Source organism: Terrabacter sp. Ter38, from assembly GCF_024519435.1.
Lineage (GTDB): Bacteria > Actinomycetota > Actinomycetes > Actinomycetales > Dermatophilaceae > Terrabacter.
In genome coordinates this window covers 61,538-82,129 of record NZ_JALJRZ010000002.1, presented here as the reverse complement: position 1 = coordinate 82,129, position 20,592 = coordinate 61,538, and the positions used below count along the sequence as shown (strand labels likewise).

The 20,592-nt window shown below is 72.0% G+C and carries 17 protein-coding genes; 12 read left to right on the top strand and 5 right to left on the bottom strand.

What is annotated here, in order from left to right:
* The first annotated feature begins 21 nt into the window (after positions 1 to 21).
* Positions 22 to 1,170 (top strand): hypothetical protein, encoded by a 1,149-nt coding sequence (locus NR112_RS05260; RefSeq protein ID WP_256792938.1) that lies wholly within the window; start codon positions 22 to 24, stop codon positions 1,168 to 1,170.
* Between the two features lie 321 nt (positions 1,171 to 1,491).
* Positions 1,492 to 2,067, top strand: a complete 576-nt coding sequence (locus NR112_RS05255) for an SRPBCC family protein (RefSeq protein WP_256792937.1) — start codon at positions 1,492 to 1,494, stop codon at positions 2,065 to 2,067.
* A 109-nt stretch (positions 2,068 to 2,176) separates the two neighbouring features.
* Here the strand turns inward: NR112_RS05255 and rocD are convergent, their stop codons facing one another.
* Positions 2,177 to 3,397, bottom strand: coding sequence for an ornithine--oxo-acid transaminase (gene rocD / locus NR112_RS05250; RefSeq protein ID WP_256792936.1), 1,221 nt, complete (start codon positions 3,395 to 3,397; stop codon positions 2,177 to 2,179).
* Between the two features lie 186 nt (positions 3,398 to 3,583).
* On the opposite strand from rocD, the gene NR112_RS05245 reads away from it, so the two are divergent.
* From NR112_RS05245 to NR112_RS05235, 3 genes are read left to right on the top strand one after another with little or no spacing between them, the layout of a single operon-like run.
* Positions 3,584 to 5,008, top strand: coding sequence for a cyclic 2,3-diphosphoglycerate synthase (locus tag NR112_RS05245; RefSeq protein ID WP_256792935.1), 1,425 nt, complete (start codon positions 3,584 to 3,586; stop codon positions 5,006 to 5,008).
* The gene (locus NR112_RS05240) at positions 5,005 to 5,490 is read left to right on the top strand and encodes a hypothetical protein (protein WP_256792934.1); all 486 of its coding nucleotides are present in this window, start codon (positions 5,005 to 5,007) and stop codon (positions 5,488 to 5,490) included. The genes NR112_RS05245 and NR112_RS05240 overlap by 4 nt, the downstream gene beginning before the upstream one ends.
* Positions 5,491 to 5,495: 5 nt before the next feature.
* On the top strand, positions 5,496 to 7,112 hold the full coding sequence (locus NR112_RS05235) for a DUF4389 domain-containing protein (protein WP_256792933.1): 1,617 nt from the start codon (positions 5,496 to 5,498) through the stop codon (positions 7,110 to 7,112).
* Positions 7,113 to 7,147: 35 nt separating this feature from the next.
* Here NR112_RS05235 and NR112_RS05230 read toward each other — a convergent pair whose 3' ends face one another.
* Positions 7,148 to 7,336 carry a hypothetical protein gene (locus tag NR112_RS05230; RefSeq protein WP_020141819.1) on the bottom strand — a complete coding sequence of 63 codons (189 nt, stop codon included), beginning with the start codon at positions 7,334 to 7,336 and terminating at the stop codon, positions 7,148 to 7,150.
* 492 nt (positions 7,337 to 7,828) lie between these two features.
* Between NR112_RS05230 and NR112_RS05225 the strand changes: the two genes are divergently transcribed.
* Entirely contained in the window at positions 7,829 to 9,613 is a 1,785-nt protein-coding gene (locus tag NR112_RS05225) for an alkaline phosphatase (protein WP_256792932.1), read from the top strand.
* An 80-nt stretch (positions 9,614 to 9,693) separates the two neighbouring features.
* Here the strand turns inward: NR112_RS05225 and NR112_RS05220 are convergent, their stop codons facing one another.
* Positions 9,694 to 10,620 (bottom strand): alpha/beta hydrolase, encoded by a 927-nt coding sequence (locus tag NR112_RS05220; RefSeq protein ID WP_256792931.1) that lies wholly within the window; start codon positions 10,618 to 10,620, stop codon positions 9,694 to 9,696.
* 255 nt (positions 10,621 to 10,875) lie between these two features.
* Between NR112_RS05220 and NR112_RS05215 the strand changes: the two genes are divergently transcribed.
* The 5 genes from NR112_RS05215 (at position 10,876) to ptsP (ending at position 16,782) form a co-directional block, all read left to right on the top strand.
* Entirely contained in the window at positions 10,876 to 11,637 is a 762-nt protein-coding gene (locus NR112_RS05215) for a DeoR/GlpR family DNA-binding transcription regulator (RefSeq protein WP_256792930.1), read from the top strand.
* Positions 11,634 to 12,578: a 1-phosphofructokinase gene (gene pfkB / locus NR112_RS05210; RefSeq protein ID WP_256792929.1), complete on the top strand. Its 945-nt coding sequence runs from the start codon at positions 11,634 to 11,636 to the stop codon at positions 12,576 to 12,578. The genes NR112_RS05215 and pfkB overlap by 4 nt, the downstream gene beginning before the upstream one ends.
* Positions 12,579 to 12,636: 58 nt before the next feature.
* Positions 12,637 to 14,712: a fructose-specific PTS transporter subunit EIIC gene (locus tag NR112_RS05205; protein WP_256792928.1), complete on the top strand. Its 2,076-nt coding sequence runs from the start codon at positions 12,637 to 12,639 to the stop codon at positions 14,710 to 14,712.
* A 76-nt stretch (positions 14,713 to 14,788) separates the two neighbouring features.
* Positions 14,789 to 15,058, top strand: a complete 270-nt coding sequence (locus tag NR112_RS05200; RefSeq protein ID WP_256792927.1) for an HPr family phosphocarrier protein — start codon at positions 14,789 to 14,791, stop codon at positions 15,056 to 15,058.
* Positions 15,059 to 15,063: 5 nt separating this feature from the next.
* The gene (gene ptsP / locus NR112_RS05195) at positions 15,064 to 16,782 is read left to right on the top strand and encodes a phosphoenolpyruvate--protein phosphotransferase (RefSeq protein WP_256792926.1); all 1,719 of its coding nucleotides are present in this window, start codon (positions 15,064 to 15,066) and stop codon (positions 16,780 to 16,782) included.
* A 38-nt stretch (positions 16,783 to 16,820) separates the two neighbouring features.
* On the opposite strand, the gene NR112_RS05190 is transcribed toward ptsP, so the two are convergent.
* Complete coding sequence (locus NR112_RS05190) at positions 16,821 to 17,837, bottom strand: acetylserotonin O-methyltransferase (RefSeq protein WP_256792925.1); 1,017 nt, start codon at positions 17,835 to 17,837, stop codon at positions 16,821 to 16,823.
* Positions 17,838 to 17,964: 127 nt separating this feature from the next.
* Between NR112_RS05190 and NR112_RS05185 the strand changes: the two genes are divergently transcribed.
* Complete coding sequence (locus NR112_RS05185) at positions 17,965 to 18,306, top strand: hypothetical protein (protein ID WP_256792924.1); 342 nt, start codon at positions 17,965 to 17,967, stop codon at positions 18,304 to 18,306.
* Positions 18,307 to 18,339: 33 nt separating this feature from the next.
* Here the strand turns inward: NR112_RS05185 and NR112_RS22420 are convergent, their stop codons facing one another.
* On the bottom strand, positions 18,340 to 20,541 hold the full coding sequence (locus NR112_RS22420) for an ATP-dependent DNA ligase (RefSeq protein ID WP_308336358.1): 2,202 nt from the start codon (positions 20,539 to 20,541) through the stop codon (positions 18,340 to 18,342).
* Positions 20,542 to 20,592 lie beyond the last annotated feature (51 nt).

The window sequence follows — 20,592 nt, the reverse complement described above, 5'->3', positions numbered from 1 at the left end:
TTCGGGGAGAGACACACGACCATGCGCATCAGCTTCACGCCCGCCGAGAACGGCTTCGCCTTCAGCAACGGCTTCACCAACCACGTCCTCCGGATCCCGGCCGTCGGGGTCGACATCACGACCCGCGGCCGCTGCGGCGGCATGGCGGCCGCCGCCATGGACTACTGGTACGCCGGCCTCGCCATGTCGACGAACGGCACTCTGCCGCAGGACGGCTCGCTCGTCGCCGACTACATCTACGCCCGGCTCATGGACACCTTCGTCGACAACGGCCTGACGTTCGTCCAGTACGCGACGAGCCTCGACCACCCGACCTGGCTGCGCGGCAAGGGCGTCGCCCGGATGACCCGCGAGGACGAGCTGCCCAAGCTCAAGGCGCGTCTCAACTCCGGCCAGCCGGTCCTGCTCGGCCTCACCCAGGCCCGCTCGGTCACCGAGCTCGGCAACGACCACCAGGTCGTCGCGTACGGCTGGGAGCAGGACAGCCGCTACACCTACGTCCTCGTCTACGACAACAACAACCCGGGCCAGGAGGTCCGGCTCAAGCTCACCACCGTCGACGACCCGGCCGAGCGCGCCATCACCGGCAGCAACGGCAAGACGTGGCGGGGGCTCTTCGTCGAGAGCTACACCCGCAAGGCGCCGGGCTACCTCGCCGACGGCCGCGTCATCCACGACTCGACCGACCCGCGGATCATGGTGATCCGCGGTGGCGGCCAGTTCTGGGTGCCGTCCCCCGCGGAGTTCGACGCGTGCGGGCTGCGCTGGGACGCCGTCGTGTCGGCCAAGCCCGGGTCGATGGCCCACGTCGCGACCCACCCCGGCAACGGCACGCTCGTCCGCGAGCGCGGCACCGACCCGATCCACGTCGTCTACGGCGGCAAGGCCTTCTGGATCCCGTCGCCCGAGGTCTTCGAGGGTCTCGGCCTCGATTGGGGCACGGTCCGCGAGACACCGCAGGGGTCGCTCTCCGGTCTGCGCCAGATGCCGCTCGACCGGACCCTGCTGCGCGAGCGGTCCGCCGACCCGGTGTGGCTCGTCGACGGCGGCCGCCTGCGTCACGTCACGAGCCAGGCCGTCATGGACCGACTCGGCCTCGAGTGGGGCTGCGTCCGCGTCGTCCCCGACGGCGCCCTCGCCGGTCTCGCGACGGGGTCGCCGATCAGCTGAGAAGGCTTCAGGGACTAGTCACTTCTGGTCCGTTTGTGCCATCTTGCGTCATTTCCACGAACTGCGCCGACACCGGCGTGTCACTCTGTCGCGGTCGCCCTGGGGCGGGACACTCGTTCCCAGGAAGACCAAGACTTCGACGGTTGGCCCGTTGTGGTACGTGAACCGTCACTGGTAGCCCGGACTCGCGAACGCGAGCCGGGCTCCAACACTTTCCGGGGTGTTTCGTGTCGACGCCACCCCGGCGCCGCCCCGGTGCCCGACTCGACGGTGACGCGGATCTCGCCGCGCGCCAACGGTTTCCGGACTACCGTGAAGATCATGAGGCGCCTCGTCGCACCGTTGGTCGCCGGCGCCGCGGTCCTGTCCGTGGTGACGTTGCGCTGGTCTGCGTTGCACTGGGGTGCGACGACCGAGGAGACGCGCGAGCACCTCCCGGGCGACGAGATCCTCCCGGTCGCCGGCCTCGTCGCGACGCGCGCCATCACCATCGAGGCGCCGCCCGAGGCCGTCTGGCCGTGGGTCGTGCAGCTCGGCGCCGACCGCGGCGGCTTCTACAGCTACGACCGGCTCGAGAACCTCGCCGGCTGCCGACTGCACAGCGCCGACACCGTCGTCCCGGACTGGCAGCACCTCGCCGTCGGTGACCTCGTGCGCCTCCACCCGCAGGTCGCTCTCGCCGTCGCCTCGGTCGACCCCGGTCGCTCACTCGTGCTGCACGCCGCGCCGGCCGTGCCCGGTGACCCGGACGCCGCGCCGTACGACTTCACGTGGTCTTTCGTCCTGCGGCGGCACCCGCACCGCGCGACGCGGCTCATCACCCGCGAGCGCTTCGCCTACACCCACCGCTGGTCGCCGCTGCTCGTCGAGCCGATCTCGGTCGCGGGTCCGTCATGAGCCAGAAGATGCTCCGCGGCATCTGCGACCGCGCCGAGCGCGCGGCCACCGCGTAGGCCGCGCATCCCCGCGTCACGGCGCCACGGGGGTTGACTACGTGGTGGTCCGCTCAGCGCAGGATCGCGCGGAAGGCGTCGAGGAGGATCTCGAGCTCCATCTCGCCGATGACGAGCGGGGGAGCGATGCGCACCGTCGATCCGTGCGTGTCCTTGACGAGGACGCCCTGCTCGAGAAGTCGGTGCGACGCGTCGCGTCCGGTCATGCGGCCCGGGTCGAGGTCGACGCCGGCCCAGAGGCCGCGGCAGCGCACCGCGTCGACGCCGTGCCCGAGCAGGTCGCGCAGTCCCTCCTCGAGCAGCGCACCGAGGTGCCGCGCCCGCTGCTGGAACTCACCGGTCGAGAGCAGCCCGACGACCGCCTGCCCGACCGCAGCCCCGAGCGGGTTGCCGCCGAAGGTCGACCCGTGGCTGCCGGGCGTGAAGACGCCGAGCACGTCACGGTCCGCGACGACCGCCGACACCGGGACGATGCCGCCGCCGAGCGCCTTGCCGAGGACGTAGATGTCGGGCACGACGGCCTCGACGTCGCAGGCGAAGGTCGTGCCGGTGCGGCCGAGTCCCGACTGGATCTCGTCGGCGACCAGGAGCACGTTCCGGTCCCGGGTGAGCCGGCGCACGTCGCGCAGCCACCCGTCGGGCGGGAGGATGACGCCGCCCTCGCCCTGGATCGGCTCGAGGAGCACGGCGACGGTCTCGTCGGTGATCGCGGACTCGAGCGCCTCGAGGTCCCCGAAGGGCACCAGGTCGAAGCCGGGTGTGTAGGGGCCGTAGTGGTCGTGTGCGAGCGGGTCGTCGGAGAAGCTGATGATCGTCGTCGTGCGGCCGTGGAAGTTGCCGGCCATGACGACGATCCGGGCCCGTCCGTCCGGCACGCCCTTGACCTCGTAGCCCCACCGTCGCGCCGTCTTGATCGCCGTCTCGACGGCCTCGGCGCCGGTGTTCATCGGCAGCACGAGCTCCTTGCCGGCGAGGGTCGCGAGGTCCCGGCAGAAGGGTCCGAGCCGGTCGCTGTGGAAGGCGCGGCTCGTCAGTGTCAGCCGGTCGAGCTGCGACCGGGCCGCGGCGACGAGCGTCGGGTGGAGGTGACCGAAGTTGAGGGCCGAGTAGCCGGCCAGCGCGTCGAGGTAGCGGCGACCGTCGACGTCGGTCATCCAGGCGCCCTCGGCAGACGCGATGACGACGGGTAACGGGCTGTAGTTGTCGGCGATCCAGCTCTGCGCCAAGGAGACGTGCTCGTGCGTGGTCCCGGTTCGTGCCGCCGTGTCGCTCACCCTTCGATCGTGTCACCGGCCCGCTTCGGTGGCGGCCGAATGTGACTCGAAACCGGGGTGATCCCGCTCTCGGACCATCGCCGCCACGACGCCCCGGTGGGACACTCGGAGAGGCGGGTCCCGCAGCCAGGACTACCCGTGGTGAGGTGTGTCGGTCACGTCGGTGGCCCAGCCGTGGAGATGGCCATGAGCACCACCAGCCCCAGCACCGACACTCCCCGTGCAGCCCGGACTCGCGTCGTCATCCTCGGCGCGGCCGGCCGGGACTTCCACGACTTCAACGTCGTCTTCCGCGACGACCCGGCCTACGAGGTCGTCGCCTTCACCGCGACACAGATCCCGGACATCCACGGACGACGCTATCCGCCAGAGCTCGCGGGATCCCTCTACCCGCAAGGTATTCCGATCGTCCCTGAGTCCGAGCTGCCCGACCTCGTCGATCGGGAGCACGTCGACGTCGTCGTCTTCGCCTACTCCGACGTGCGACACGAGCAGGTCATGCACCTCGCCTCGCGGTGCATCGCCGCCGGCGCCGACTTCCGCCTCCACAGCGCCCGGCGCACGATGCTGCGCAGCACGAAGCCGGTCGTCGCGGTCACCGCCGTGCGCACGGGGGTCGGCAAGAGCCAGACGACACGCTACCTCGCCCGGCTGCTCCTCGACCTCGGACAGCGCGTCGTCGCGGTCCGGCACCCGATGCCCTACGGCGACCTCGCCGCCCAGGCGTGCCAGCGCTTCGCGACCTACGCCGACCTCGACCGCCACGACTGCACCATCGAGGAGCGCGAGGAGTACGAGCCGCACCTCGACGCGGGCGTCGTCGTCTACGCCGGTGTCGACTACGAGCGGATCCTCCGCGAGGCCGAGCGGGAGGCCGACGTCATCCTCTGGGACGGCGGCAACAACGACCTCCCCTTCTACGTGCCCGACCTCCACGTCGTCCTCGCCGACCCGCTGCGGCCGGGCGACGAGGCGGCCTACCACCCCGGCGAGGCCAACGTCCGGATGGCCGACGTCGTCGTCATCGCGAAGTGCGACTCGGCCCGGCCGGCCGACATCGAGGCCGTCGAGGCCTCGGTGCGCTCGCTCAACCCGGGGGCCACCGTCCTGCGCGCCGACAGCCCGGTCACCGTCGACGACCCCGCCGCCGTGCGCGGCCGCCGCGTCATCGTCGTCGAGGACGGGCCGACCCTGACGCACGGCTCGATGACCTACGGCGCCGGCGTCGTCGGCGCCCGCGCGGCCGGTGCCGCCCTGATCGTCGACCCGACCCCGTATGCCGTGGGGTCCATCGCCGCGACCTACGCGACGTACCCGAACGCGCGGGGCGTCCTGCCGGCCATGGGCTACGGCGGTGACCAGGTGCGCGACCTCGAGGCGACGATCCGGTCGGCCGTCGTCGCGGGTGAGTGCGAGGCGGTCGTCAGCGGCACACCCATCGACCTGACCCGGGTGCTGACGGTCCAGGCCCCCCTCGTGCGGGCCCGCTACGAGCTGCGCGAGATCGTTCCCGGTGGCCTCGCAGCAGCGCTCCGGACCGCGCTGCCCCTCGACGTCCAGGACGTCCTCGGCACCCACGCGGGCTCCACGTTCGCCGGGAGCGCGTCATGACCACGCCGACCGAACACCTGCCTTCCGACTCGCGCGACCACCGGACCGGCCACGAGCTCGACCCCCGTGCGCCCGTACCCCAGCGAGGCCGGCGTGCGGGCTACGCCGGGTCGCTCCTCACCAGCCTCGTCCTGCTCCTGCTCATCAACGTCTGGCCCGGCTGGGAGGTCGTGCCGTTCCTCACCCCGCGCACCGTCCTCGTCATCGGCGCGGTCAACGCCTCGATCATCGCGAGAGCCATCGCCGACCTCGTCAACGTCGTCGTCGACCAGCCACGACCGCGGGCCTTCGGCGACATCATCTCCATCGGCTTCGGCCTCATCGCCCTGGTGCAGATGTGGCAGGTCTTCCCGCTCGACGTCATCGGCACCGGCTGGGAGGTCGTCGCGCGCGTGCTGCTCGCGATCGGCGTCGTCGGCAGCGTCGTCGGCATCGTCGAGGCCATCGTGCGGCTCGTCACGGGCCGCTTCCCGAGGATGTGATCGTCGTGACCGCCCCCAGTCCCAACCCCGTTGGCCCCATGGCCCCTCCGGGCCCGGCGGGTGGGTTCCATCCCGCTGGGCGCCACATCGCGGCCCTCGTCATCGGCTGCCTGCTCATCCTGCCCGGGCTCGGCCTGCTCCTCGGCGGCGCCGGCCTCGCCATCACGTATGCCGTGGGGCGGGACGACGCGGGCTACCTCTCCCTGACGCTCCCCGCCCTCACGAGCCAGTCGCCGGCCATCACGGCCGAGGACATCGTCGTCGAGACCGGTCCCGACGTGCCCGCCTGGGTGCTCGACCGGCTCGACCTCGACCTCCGGCTCACGGCACGTCCGCTCGCGTCCGGGACGGACGTGTTCCTCGGCGTCGCACCGTCCGGCGACCTCACGGCATACCTCCAGGGCGTCGCCCACGAGCAGGTCGTCGGCATCGCGCGGGCCCGCGACGGGAGCGCGAGCGCCGCGGTGCTGCGGGCGACTCCGGGCGCCTCGACGGTAGCCGCCCCGACGACGCAGACCTTCTGGACCACCTCGGCCACCGGCGCCGGACAGCAGCAGCTGTCCTGGCGCGTCACCGGGGGCCAGTGGGCCGCCGTCATCATGAACGCCGACGGGAGCGCCGGGGTCGCCGTCGCCGCGACCGTCGGGGTGCGGGCCGGCTTCCTCCTGCCCCTCGCTCTCGTCATGCTCGGAATCGGTCTCGTCCTGACGGGGATCGCCGTGGCCCTGATCGTCCGCGGCGCGAACGGCACCAGGTCGCCCCAGCCTGGCGGCATCGCGCCGCCGTACGGCGGCCTGCCCGCCCCGACCGTCGAGGCGTCCCCCGTCGCCGCACCGGCGTCGCTGCCGACGCACCCCCGAGCCGTGAGTCCGGTCGCGCTCGACGCGCGCCTCGACGAGCCGCTCTCGCGGTGGCTGTGGCTCGTCAAGTGGTTCCTCGCGATACCGCACGTCATCGTGCTCGGCTTCCTGTGGATCGCGTTCTCGGTCGTCAGTGTCTTCGCGTTCTTCGCGATCCTCGTCACCGGGCGCTACCCCCGCGGACTCTTCGACTTCAACCTCGGGGTGCTCCGGTGGACCTGGCGCGTGTCCTACTACGCGAGCAGCGGCGGCCTGGGCACCGACCGCTACCCGCCGTTCAGCCTCGACGACGAGCCCGACTATCCCGCGCGGCTCGACATCGCCTACCCGGACCGGCTCTCGCGGGGCCTCGTCCTCGTCAAGTGGTGGCTGCTCGCGATCCCGCACTACCTCATCGTCGGCCTGCTCGTCGGTGGCGGCTCGTGGGCGTGGACCTGGGCGAGGGACGCCGACGGGAACGGTCGCCTCAACATCCTGAGCGGAGGCCTGCTCGGACTGCTCGTCCTCGTCGCGGGACTGTCGCTCCTCTTCGCCGGCCACTACCCGCGAGCGCTCTTCGACCTCGTCGCCGGCCTCAACCGGTGGGTCTACCGCGTCATCGCCTACGCCGCGCTCATGACAGACGTCTACCCGCCGTTCCAGCTCGACGAGGGTGGTGCCGAGGTGCCCCTGGGACTGCCGGGACCGCCGCCACCCCCGACGCTCGCGCCGCCGGTGGCCGACGACGCCGTCCGCCCGACCGGCCCGACCCGGGTCAGCTGACCGCTGACCTCGCCGCAGCGCTCCTGCCGCCTCGGTCAGGGGCGGCGGCGAGGTCGCGACAGTGCGAGTCCGAGACCCGCGACGGCGACGATCGGTCCGATGACGGCCCAGAGCGTGTTGCCCGACATGGCGCTCCCGCCGACGTAGCCGAGACCCTGCAGCGTCCACAGCGCCCCGACGAGCAGCACGAGGACGCCGACGATGACGCGGACAGGGCGGGTCATGACCGGACCCGCAGGTAGGTGCTCATGTGCCGACGCTACGTCCCCGCGCCCGCCGCGTCACCCCACGATCCCCGGGACCGTCAAGGCCGCATGCCGCCCGCCGAGCCCTACGTCACTGCTCCGTCACGGGGAGCACTGACGTAGGGGGCGGTGCCCGAGCGACCCAGCTCCCTACGTCACTGCCCCGTCCAGAGGAGCACTGACGTAGCGGGCGGTGCCCGAGCGACCCAGCCTCCTACGTCACTGCTCCGCCCGGGGGAGCACTGACGTAACGGGCGGTGCCCGAGCGACCCAGCTCCCTACGTCACTGCCCCGCCCGGGGAGCACTGACGTAGCGGGCGGGGCCCGAGCGACCCAGCCACCTACGTCACTGCTCCGTTAAGTGGGGCAGTGACGTAGGGCGACCTCGCGACCCGGGGTGGTCACGCGGTCGCCCAACGCTGGTCGACGCCTACACCCCTGCCGGTCACCGGCTCGGCATAGCCTCCGACCATGACAACGTCGTCCCTCGACCGGCGCACCCTCCTCAAGGGTGTGGCCGCGGCCACCGCCGCCCTCGCCGTCCCCCGCGTCTTCGACCCGGCCGCCGCTGCGGCGCCGGCGAGTCGGGGCATCTTCGGCTACGGGATCGCCAGCGGCGACCCCACCGCCGACTCCGTCATCATCTGGACCCGGGCCACCCCACCGGCCCGACCCGGGCAGCCCGTCGCCACCCCGGGCAGCGGCCTCGGCCGGTCGATCCCGGTGCGCTGGCAGGTCGCCCGCGACCAGCGCTTCACGCGGATCGCCGCCCACGGCACCGTCATGACCTCGCCCGACAGCGACCACACGGTCAAGGTCGACGTCACCGGGCTCGACCCCTACACGCGCTACTTCTACCGCTTCCAGTCGCTCGGCGAGTTCAGCGACGTCGGGCGCACCCAGACGGCCGCCGACATCGCGGGGGAGACCCATGCGCTCCGGATGGCGCTCGTCAGCTGCAGCAACTACACGGGCGGCTTCTTCACGGCCTACCGCGCCATCGCCGCCCGCGACGACCTCGACTTCGTGCTCCACGTCGGTGACTACATCTACGAGTACGGCAACGGCGCCGACCGCTACGGCCCTGCCGCGCTCGTCGGCGTCCGCGACAGCCAGCCGCCCACCGAGACCATCGACCTGACCGGCTACCGGCTCCGGCACGCGCTGCACAAGGCCGACCCCGACGCGCAGGCCGCGCACCAGAAGCTGCCGTGGATCACGATCTTCGACGACCACGAGGTCGCCAACAACGCGTGGGCCGGCGGCGCCCAGAACCACCAGGCCGGGGAGGGCGACTACCTCGCGCGCCGCGCCCAGGCCATGCAGGCCTACCTCGAGTGGATGCCGTTCCGGATGCCCGACCAGTCCGTCCCGCACCGGGGCACGCGCTTCTTCAAGCGGTTCACGTTCGGCGCCCTCGGCGACCTGTCGATCCTCGAGACGAGGCAGAACCGCAGCGCCCAGGTGACCGTGCCGAACGTGCCGTTCGACGGGTTCGTCCCGATCGGGGTCAGCCCGGCGATCGACGGCGCCATCGCCTCGCCGGCCCGGCACCTGCCCGAACCGGAGCAGCTGAGCTGGCTCAAGGACGGCCTCGCCGAGCAGGGTCGCCAGTGGCACCTGCTCGGCAACCAGGTCATGGTCGCGCCGGTCCTCTACCCCGGTGCCGCGCTCGGCGCCCCCGGTCTGACCTTCGTCAACGCCGACCAGTGGGACGGCTACACCGCCGACCGCAGGAGCCTGCTCGACCACCTCGCCGCGCAGCCCCCGGCCGCCGGCGACGCGGTCGTGCTGACCGGCGACATCCACGCGTCGTTCTCGTGCGACCTGCCCGTCACCTCGTCACCCGGCCAGACGGCATACGCCTCTGCGGGGGTCGAGTTCGTCTGCCCGTCGGTGACGAGCGACGGCTTCTTCGAGGTGCTCGGCGGCACGCCGCAGCTCGCCGGCCAGCCACCCGAGGTCGTCGTCGCCGTGACCCGGCAGGCCATCGGTGCGGCGCAGCAGCTCAACCCGTGGCTGCGCTACATCGACGGCGTCAGCCATGGCTACGTCGTCATCGACGTGACGCCCGAGCGCGTGCAGGCCGACTACCACCACACCCCGGTGCCGACGAGCGCCCAGCCCGACCCGCGCGTGGTCCCGACGATCGTGCCGACCTACACGCGCAGCCTCCAGACGCTCGCGGGCACACGCCGCCTCTCGCCGGCGACCGGGCCGGTCGGCCCGCGCTCGGACGTGCCCCGCGGCGGCTGACCACCGGCACGGCAGCGCCCCCTCGACGTTCGTGGCCGAGTGGGCGCTGCCGTGCGCGTGCGGTGCGGGTGCGGTGTGGGTCAGCCCTGCGCGGCGAGGTGCGCGTCGATCCAGTCGACGATCTCGGTCTCGACCTCGTCGCGGTTCGTCTCGTTGAGGATCTCGTGGCGGGCCTGCGGCCACAGCGTCACCGTGACGTCCTGGACGCCGAGCTGTCGCAGCTGGTCGGCCACGCGCTGGACGCCCTTGCCGTTGGCGCCGACCGGGTCCTGGTCGCCCGAGGCGAGGTGGACCGGTAGGTCCTTGGGGATGCGCGAGGCGACGCGGTCGGTGTTGACCGACTCGAGCCCACGCAGCAGGTCGGCGAATCCGCCTGCGCTGAAGACGAATCCGCAGTCGGGGTCGTTGACGTACTTGTCGACCTCGGCCGGGTCGCGCGAGAGCCAGTCGAAGTCGGTGCGGGTCGGCTTGAACGCCGAGTTGTACTGCCCGAAGCTCAGCGTGTTCATCAGGCCGCTCATGTGCTCGTGCCCGCGGAGCCGGGCCTGGGTCGAGGCGAGGAAGACGCCGACCTTGCCGATGGCCCCTGCGCCCCCGGCGGTGCCCGTCAGCACGAGGCCGGCGAGCTCGGGACCGTACTGGGCGGCATACCCCCTCGAGATGAACGAGCCCATGCTGTGGCCGACGAGCACGACGGGCAGGCCCGGCTGCTCCTCGCGGGCCTTGGCGGTGACGGCGTGCAGGTCGTCGATGACCGTCTGCCACCCGTCGCGCTCGGCGAAGGAGCCGCGTGGGCTGGACGTCTTGCCGTGCCCGCGGTGGTCGGAGCCGTAGACGGCGTAGCCGTGATCGGTGAGGCGCTGCGCGAAGCGGGCGTAGCGGCTCGAGTGCTCGGCGAGGCCGTGCGCGATCTGGACGATCGCCCGCGCGGCACCGTCGGGGAGCCACCGGTTGACGAAGACGTCGGTGCCGTCGCGAGTGGTCAGCGTGAACGTGCTGCTCTGCATGGATCGTCCTCGATCTGCTCGGTGACTGGCCGTCGAGCGGCAGCGTATGCCGTCCGCCGCGTCGTAGGGGAGCGTCTGCCCACGACGTGGCTCGGGCGTCGAGCCGGGTGCCCGCATTGCCCGGTTCGCCGACATCGCCGAGTGGAAACCACAGAAACGGGTGCCCGAATCTATTTACTTCACGCCGCACCGGTGGTTTCCTTGGGGGACGAGCCCCAGAGGGCACGATGGGACCACACAGGACGAAGGAGTCCGATGTACGCAGCGGAGCGGCAGCAGCGGATCATCGCTGAGGCGCGTCGCGCCGGCCGGGTCGAGGTCACCGCCCTCGCCGACTCGCTGGGCGTCGCCGCCGAGACCGTGCGCCGCGACCTCACCGCCCTCGAACGCCGCGGCTCCCTGCGCCGGGTCCACGGTGGCGCGATCCCCGTCGAGCGCCTCGAGGTCGAGCCGACCTTGGCCACCCGGTCCGGCCGCCTCGCCGACGTCAAGCGTCGCATCGCGGCCCGTGCGCTCGACGAGCTGCCCAGCGGCGGCAGCATCATCCTCGACGGCGGCTCGACCACCCTGGCCGTTGCCGAGATGCTCCCGCCCGACCTCGACCTCACGGTCCTCACCAACAGCCTCGCCGCGGCGACGGTCCTCTCCACCCATCCCGGCATCACGCTCTACCTCCTCGGTGGACGCGTCCGCGGCACGACCGGCGCCGCCGTCGGCGACTGGGCCACCGGCGCCCTCGCCGACGTCGTCGTCGACGTCGCCGTCATCGGCACCAACGGCCTGTCCGTCGTCCGGGGCCTCACGACGCCCGACCAGTCCGAGGCCCTCGTCAAGCGCGCCATGGTCACCGCCGCCCGCAAGTGCGTGGTCCTCGCCGACTCGAGCAAGGCCGGCGACGACCACCTCCACCGATTTGCCCAGCTCGCCGACGTCGACGTCGTCATCAGCGACACCGACCTCGACGACGACGTCGCCGCCGAGATCCGAGCGGCCGGACCGGAAGTGGTGACCGCATGATCGTCACGTTCACGCCCAACCCGAGCATCGACCGGGCCGTCCTCATCGACGTGCTCCGTCCCGGCGAGGTTCACCGCGCCACGAGCAGCCGCATCGACCCGGGTGGCAAGGGCGTGAACGTCTCCCGCGTCCTCGCCGCCCAGGGCAGCTCGACCGTCGCGGTCATCCCGAGCGGCGGGCCCGAGGGTCACCTGCTCGAGCAGCTGCTCGACAGCGCCGGCGTCGCCTACGCGTCCGTGCCGGTCGGTGGTTCGGTCCGGATGAACATCAGCGTCCTCGAGCCGGACGGCACGACGACGAAGCTCAACGAGCCCGGCCCCGACCTGTCCGCCGCCGAGGTGGAAGCGCTGTTGGCCACGACCCTCGATCGCGCCACCGGCGCGCAGTGGGTCGTCGGCTGCGGCAGCCTCCCGCCCGGCGCCTCGACCGACCTCTACGCCGGCCTCGTCAGGCGCGTGCGCGAGCGCGGCGGGCGGATCGCCATCGACTCGTCAGGCGCACCGTTCGCAGCCGCCGTGGCCGCGAAGCCGCACCTCATCAAGCCCAACCACGAGGAGCTCGCCGAGCTCGTCGACCACGAGCTGCCCACCCTGGGCCACGTCCGCGACGCGGCCCGCGAGCTCGTCGCCGGTGGCATCGACGTCGTGGCCGTCAGCCTCGGCGGTGACGGGGCCCTGCTCGTGACGGCCGACGACTGCGCCCACGGCCACGCGTCGATCACGGCACCCCTGTCCACCGTGGGCGCCGGCGACTGCATGCTGGCCGGCATGCTCCACGGCCTGTCGACCGGTCAGGACCCGGCCGGCGCGCTCCTGACGGGCGTGACGTGGGGTGCCGCGGCGGTCACCCTCCCCGGAAGCCGGGTGCCCAAACCCGAGGACCTCGACGGCATACGCGCCGAGCTGACCCGCGAGCCCGACTTCGGCCGTGTCCTCTCCTGACACGGCACGACCACTGATGCCGAACACCTGATCGCCTCATCCTCCGAAAGGAAAACGCATGTCCCTCATCACCGAAGACCAGGTCGTCCTCGACCTCACCGGTGCCGACCGCCACGAGGCGACCCGGATGCTCGGCGAGCGCCTCGTCGCGTCCGGCAGGTGCACCGACCTCGACACCTTCCTCAGCGACGTGCGCAAGCGCGAGGAGACGATGGCGACCGGGCTTCCCGGCGGCATCGGCATCCCCCACGCGCGCAGCGCCGCCATCACCGAGCCGTCGCTCGTCTTCGGCCGCACGGACGGCATCGACTGGGGCGCCAAGGACGGTCCTGCGACGCTCGTGTTCCTCATCGCCGCGCCGGAGGCCGGCGGCGACGCGCACATGCAGATGCTGCCCAGGCTCGCCCGCGCCCTCATGAAGAAGGACTTCAAGGCCGCGCTCGCAGCCGCGACGACCGAGGCCGAGGTCGTCCGCATCGTCAGTGCCGAGGTCGAGCTCGACCAGCCCGTCATGGCGGCCGCGGCCGCCGGAGCCGGTGCCGGTGCCGGTGCTGCCCGCACCGACACGACCGGCGCCGCAGCGCCGGCGGCCAAGCGCGCGCTCACCCTCGTCGGGGTCACCTCGTGCCCGACCGGCATCGCCCACACGTACATGGCGGCCGAGGGCCTCGAGAACGCCGCCAAGGCCGCCGGCCACACGATGAAGGTCGAGACACAGGGCTCGGCGGGCTCCAAGCCGCTCAGCGCGGCCGAGATCGCCGCCGCCGACGCCGTGATCTTCGCCCATGACCTGCCGGTCAAGGACGCCGGCCGCTTCGCCGGAAAACCGCTCGTCGACGTGGGCGTCAAGAAGGGCATCTCCGACGGCCCGGCCCTCGTCTCCCAGGCCGAGCAGCTCGTCACGGAGTGGGACGCCGACCCGAGCAAGCGCGAGGCCGCCGTCGCCGCCGCAGCCGCTGCAGGTCCGTCCGGCGGGCTCGTCTCGAAGGTCGAGAGCGGCTCGAGCACGGGCACGATGATCCGCCAGTGGCTGATGACCGGTGTCTCCTACATGATCCCGTTCGTCGCGGCCGGCGGCATCCTCATCGCCCTGTCGTTCATGCTCGCCCAGGTCGCGATCGGTGAGCAGGGCCCGATCGAGATCGTGAAGTACAACCTCACCTCGACCGACCAGTACAACATCGCGCAGACCTTCAGCGCGTTGAGCCTGACGTCCTGGGCTGCCCTGCTCTTCGTCATCGGCAACGCGGCCTTCGGCTTCCTCGTGCCGATCCTCTCGGGCTTCATCGCCTTCGCCATCGCCGACCGGCCCGGTCTGGTCCCGGGCATCGTCGGTGGCGCCGTGGCCTCGACGATGGGTGCCGGATTCATCGGTGGCCTCGTCACCGGTGTGCTCGGCGGTCTCGTCGCCCGGTGGGTCTCGAACTGGAACGTCGCCAAGGGCGTGCGAGGCATCATGCCCGTCGTCGTCATCCCGCTCCTGTCGTCCTTCATCACGATCGGACTCTTCATCACCGTGCTCGGCCGCCCGATCAAGGGCCTGACCGACGCGCTCAACACGTGGTTGACGGGCATGTCGGGCGCGAGCGCGATCATCCTGGGCGTCATCCTCGGCGCGATGATGGGCTTCGACCTCGGTGGGCCCGTCAACAAGGTCGCCTACGCGTTCGCCACGACCGGTCTCGCCGCCGCAGGTGCCGCCACCGACGCGCCGCAGCTGAAGATCATGGCGGCCGTCATGGCGGCCGGCATGGTCGCCCCGCTCGCGATGGCGCTCGCCACGACGGTGCGTCCGAAGCTCTTCTCGGAGCCGGAGCTCGAGAACGGCAAGGCGGCCTGGTTGCTGGGAGCGTCATTCATCTCCGAGGGCGCGATCCCCTTCGCCGCCGTCGACCCGATCCGCGTCATCGCCGGCTCGGTCGTCGGCTCGGCGATCACGGGAGCGCTGGTCATGGTCTTCGGGTCGACGCTGCGAGCCCCGCACGGAGGCATCTGGGTGCTGCCGCTCATCGGCAACTTCCTGCTCTTCCTGCTGGCGCTGGTGATCGGCGTCCTCGTCATGGCGTCGATCGTCGTCGCCCTCAAGTCGCGTGACACCCACCTTGCAGAGGTCGAGGCGAGCGCTACGGTCTGATCAGGGCGTGAGCTCGATCGCCGTCTGATCCACATCGACAGCACGACCACTCTGAATCCATAGAAGGAGCACGTCCATGGCAACCCGCACCGTCACCATCGCCTCCTCGGTGGGCCTCCACGCCCGTCCGGCCGCCCTCTTCGTCGAGGCCGCGAGCGCGTCCGGGCTCGACGTCGAGATCGCCAAGCCCGGCGAGGACCCCGTCGACGCGACGAGCATCCTCGGCGTCATGGCCCTCGGGGCCAGGCACGGCGAGGAGGTCGTCCTGACGGCTGAGGGCGACGGCGCCGACGAGACGCTGGACTCGCTCGTCGACCTCCTCTCGCGCGACCTCGACGCGGAGTAACGAGGATGGCCGAGTCGGAGACCCATTCGGAGCCCTCTTCGGAGCCCTCTTCGGAGACCAGGCACGGCATCGGTGTCAGCCCGGGCACGGCGTACGGGCCGGTGGTGCAGGTCGCACCGCCGGTCCGGCCGCCGGCCGACGAGACCGCGGTCGACGACGAGGAGGCAGCGCTCGCCGACGTACGCGCGGCCTTCGAGTCGGTCGCCGTCTCGCTCGAGGAGCGGGCGACCCGGGTCGACGACACGGCCCAGCAGATCCTCAAGGCGACGGCCCTCATCGCCCGCGACAAGGGCCTCGTCAAGGCCGCAGCCAAGGAGCTCGCGGCCGGGCACGGGCGGGCGCACTCCATCGAGAACGCCGTCGAGACGTATGCCGCCCAGTTCGAGGCGCTCGGCGGCTACTTCGCCGAGCGGGTCGCCGACCTGCGGGACGTCGGGTCACGCGCGGTCGCAGCGGTGCTCGGGGTCCCGGCCCCCGGCGTACCCTCCTTCACCGAGCCGAGCGTCATCGTCGCCGAGGACCTCGCGCCCGCCGAGACGGCCACGCTCGACCGGCGGCTCGTCGTCGGGATCATCACCGAGGCCGGCGGCCGGACGAGCCACACGGCGATCCTCGCCGCGCAGATGGGGATCCCTGCGGTCGTCCAGCTCGCCGGGGCCACCCAGATCGCCCCGGGCACGCCCGTCGCGCTCGACGGCGACACCGGCGAGGTGACGATCGACCCCGACATGGAGCTCGTCACGGCCCAGCGGGAGCGGGCTGCGCGCCGGGCAGAGGCGTTGTCGCACCTCTCCGGTCCTGGTCGCACGTCCGACGGCGCCGAGGTCGCGCTGCTCGCGAACATCGGCGGCGTCGAGGACGCCGTCGCGGCCGGCGCCCAGGACCTCGAGGGGGTCGGGCTCTTCCGCACCGAGTTCGTCTACCTCTCGGCGACCCAGGCCCCGACGGTCGAGGAGCAGACCGAGATCTACCGCGGCGTCTTCGCGCCGTTCGAGGGCCGACGCGTCGTCGTACGCACCCTCGACGCCGGCGCCGACAAGCCGCTCAAGTTCGCCGACCTCGGCCCGGAGGAGAACCCCGCCCTCGGCCGCCGCGGTCTGCGGCTCTCGGCCGAGCGCCCTGACCTGCTCGACGCCCAGCTCGAGGCGCTCGCCGTCGCCGCCCGCGAGACCGGGGCCGACGTGCGCGTCATGGCCCCGATGGTCGCCACGGCGGAGGAGGCGGCGTGGTTCGCGCGGCGCGTCCGCGAGAACGGCCTGCCCAAGGCCGGCGTCATGATCGAGGTGCCCGGGGCCGCACTGCGGGCCCACGACGTGCTCGGCGAGGTCGACTTCGGCTCGCTCGGCACCAACGACCTCGCGCAGTACACGATGGCCGCCGACCGCATGCAGGGCGCGCTGTCCGACCTGCTCGACCCGTGGCAGCCGGGCGTCCTCGACGTCGTCGGACTCGCGTGCGAGGGGGCTGCCCGTGCCGGCCGTCCCATCGGGGTCTGCGGCGAGTCGGCCGGCGACCCGCTGCTCGCCCTCGTCCTCGTCGGCCTCGGGGTCTCGTCGCTGTCGATGGCACCGAGCAAGGTGCCCGTCGTGCGGCTGGCCCTGTCGCTCCACTCGGTGGCCGAGTGCCAGGCCCTCGCGGCCGCGGCCCGGGGTGCGCGCACCGCCGTCGACGCCCTCACGGCCGTGCGCGAGGCCGCGCGGACCGAGCTCACCGACCTGCTCTGAGCCGCCCTCGGACGGGTCGTGGTCGAGGCCTAAGGGCCTCAGCCCGTGGCGGCCGCTGGCGTCGCGCGTGCCTCGAGGATCACGACGTCGGCGTCGGTCTCCACCAGGCGTGCGGGCCCGAAGCCGGCGGCGACGAACAACGCGTCGAACTGCGCCGCCGTGCGCTCGCGCCCACCCGGCAGCACGAGCATGTTGAGGTCGGACAGGGCGGACTCGAGCTCGTGGCCCGGCCGGTCGAGCACGAGCTCGACGACGAGCACCACTCCGCCCGGTTCGAGCGAGCGACGGCACGTGCGCAGGATCTCGACGCACCTCTCGTCGGACCAGTCGTGCAGCACCTTCTTCAGCAGGTACGCATCGGCGGATGGGACTGCCTCGAAGAAGCTGCCCGCCGCGACCGACCATCGGGACGCGACGGACTCGCTCACGGTCGAGGACGGCCCGGTTGGTATGGCCTGGGGCAGGTCGAACACCGTGCCGCGCAGGTGCTCGTGCCGGGCCAGGACGGCCTCGAGCAGGACCCCGTGTCCACCGCCGACGTCGACGACCGAGGTCAGCCCGCCGAAGTCGTACGCGCGAGCCACCGCCGCAGCCACCCTCGACGTCAGGGCCGTCATGTTGTCGTTGAAGATCGCGTTCGCCTCCGCGTGGGAGGCCCGGTAGGTCCAGACGTCCTCGCCGTGCAGGGCCTCGAACGCGTTGTCGCCGGTCCGCACGCTGTCGGTGAGGCGCCCCCAGGCCGCCCACGTCGCCGGGTCCTGGAGCGTGCGCGCCAGAGGCCGCAGCGAACCAGTGACGTCGGCACGCAAGCCGGCTCCGAGCGGCGTTGCGGCGTAAGCGCCCTCGGCCGACACGGCATACAGCTCGAGTGCGACGAGCACCCGCATGAGGCGGCCGAGGGTGTCCTCGTCGGCGCCCACGCGTCGGGCGAGCTGCGTCAGGGACAACGGCCCGGAGGCGAGCTCGTCACTGAGCCCCAGCTCGGCGGCTGCACTGACTGCCGCCGACGTGCGGAAGCCGGTGATCAACGATCTGAGGTCAGGCGTGAGGTCCATCTCGCCATCGTCCTCCAGAAAGGGCCGTGACCACCCTCATAGGTCTGGAACGGTTGCAGGCCAAGGCGGCTCGATAGACTCGAGGTGGACGTCGACACCGACGCCCACGCGGCAAAGGAGCTCGGCAATGAGCACGTCCAGCCTCTTCATGGATCGGGTCCGTCTCGAGGACGGCTACCACGCGGACGACCTCCCCTTCATCGAGCACGCGCTGAGCCAGCTGTTCACCCAGCTGGAGCGCTTCGACCCGTCGATGGTCCACATCGGGCTCCGGGTCAAGGACCGCGGGCAGCCGGGCATGCACACCTCCGTCGAGGTCTGCGTCAGCGGCCTGCCGACCGTCATCGGGGTCTCACACCTGACCGACACCAAGGCCGCGCTCAAAGACGCGGAGGCCAAGGTCGTCTCCCAGCTGCGCGAGGCCGCCGACCGCCACCACGACCGCCGTCCCCGGCAGCCCCGTCACTGATACGGCACCAACCGGTCGAACGCGCGCTGGCGCTCAGTCGGATCCGGCGGAGAGGACGTCGGCGAGGTCGTAGCTGACGGGCTCGTCGAGCTGGTCGAAGGTGCACGACTCGGGGGTGCGGTCCTCGCGCCACCGGACGAACTGCGCCGTGTGCCGGAAGCGCGTGCCCTCCATGTGGTCGTAGCGCACCTCGACGACCCGCTCGGGCCGGAGCGGCACGAACGAGAGGTCCTTCTGGTTGTTCCAGCGGGAGTACTCCGACGACCGGGGAGTGCGTACGCCGCCGGTGTCCTCCGCGGGAGCCGCCCAGTTCCAGGGGTGCTCGCCCCACTCGGCGACGAGCGGCTGGAGCTCCTCGAAGAGCTCCTTGCGGCGAGCCATGGGGAAGGCGCCGATGACGCCGACCGAGGCGAGCTGTCCGTCCTCTCCGTAGAGCCCGAGCAGGAGCGAGCCGATGGCGTCGGGTCCGCTCTTGTGCACGCGGTAGCCGGCCACGACGCAGTCGGCCGTGCGCTCGTGCTTGATCTTGAACATGAGGCGCTTGTCCGGCTCGTAGGCGACGTCGACGGGCTTGGCGATGACCCCGTCGAGCCCGGCGCCCTCGAACTGGGTGAACCAGCCCTTGGCGACCTCGCGGTCAGCGGTCGCCGCCGTCAGGTGGATCGGGGCCTCGGTCGTGGCGAGGGCCTTCTCGAGCGCGGCCCGGCGCTCGGCGAACGGCTTGTCGAGGTAGGACTCCTCCCCGAGCGCGAGCAGGTCGAAGGCGACGAACGACGCCGGTGTCTCGGCGGCGAGCTTCTTGACGCGTGAGGCCGCCGGGTGGATGCGCTGCTGGAGCAGGTCGAAGTCGAGACGGTCACCCGACTCCGGTGACACGAGGATGATCTCGCCGTCGATGACGCACCTGTCGGGGAAGTTCGCGAGCACGGCCTCGACGACGTCGGGGAAGTAGCGCGTCATCGGCTTCTCGTTGCGCGACCCGATCTCGACGAGGTCTCCGGAGCGGAAGATGATCGACCGGAAGCCGTCCCACTTCGGCTCGTAGAGCACGTCGACCTTGACGGCCGTGAAGTCCTTGACCGGCTTGGCGAGCATCGGGGACACCGGAGGGACGACCGGCATACCCCACGTCGTGCGCAGGTCGGCGTCGCGCTCCGCCTTGGGAGCCATGTACTCCGTGTCGGCCTTGTCCTGACGCCGCTTGCTGGGCTGCACGCGCGGCGGCTCACCCGGCATCTTGGGGTAGTCCGGCGGGAAGTTCAGCTCGCCGAGGCCACGCTCGCTGACGTCCTGGTCCCAGAGGGCGATCGCGGCTGCGACGTCGCCGACCTCGTCGTCGATGCCGCGCCAGGCGTCGCCGCGGTCGGCGACGAGCTGCGGCACGGTGCGCACCGTCAGCTCCCTCGGGTCGACGGACCCGAGCTCGTCCCAGGTGACCGGCGTCGAGACCGGCGCGCCGGGGAGCGGCCGGGGCGAGTAGGCCGAGGCGATGGTGCGGTCGCGGCACGCCTGGTTGAAGTCGACGAAGATCTTCTCGCCGCGCTCCTCCTTCCACCACGAGGTGGTGACGAGGTCGGGGAGCCGGCGCTCGAGCTCGCGCGCGATGCCGATGACGCCGTGGCGCACGTCGAGGAACTCGTGGGTCGGCGCGACCCGTGCGTAGACGTGGACGCCCCGGTTGCCCGACGTCTTGGCCCACGCGGTGAGCCCGATCTCGGCCATCACCTCCCGCAGCGCGACCGCCGCCTCGACGGCGTCCTTGAAGCCGCGCCCCGGCTGCGGGTCGAGGTCGATCCGCAGCTCGTCGGGCTTGTCGACATCGCCCGTGCGGACCGGCCACGGGTGGAAGGTGATGGTGTTCATCTGCGCGGCCCACACGGCGTCGGCGATCTCGTCGATGACGAGCTGCGGGTGCTTGCGGCCGGACGGATAGGTGCACATGACGGTGCGCGTGCCCTCGGGCACGCCCTTGGGCGGGTTCTTGGAGAAGAACTCCTCGCCCTCGATGCCCTCCGGGAAGCGCTGGAGGGTCACCGGCCGGTCGCCGAGCGCCCGGAGCATCGGGTCGGCGACGGCGACGAGGTAGTGCGCCATGTCGAGCTTCGTGACCGGCTGCCCGTCGGCCATCCCCACCGCGGGCCACAGCACCCGGTCGGGGCTCGAGACGCGGACCTCCCGCACGCCCGACGGGCTCGACGGACTGGGCGCTTCGACGACGACGGGCTTGGCGCTCACCCGCCGATCGTAGCCACGAGGTGCGACCACGGGACGGACCACGCGCTGTGC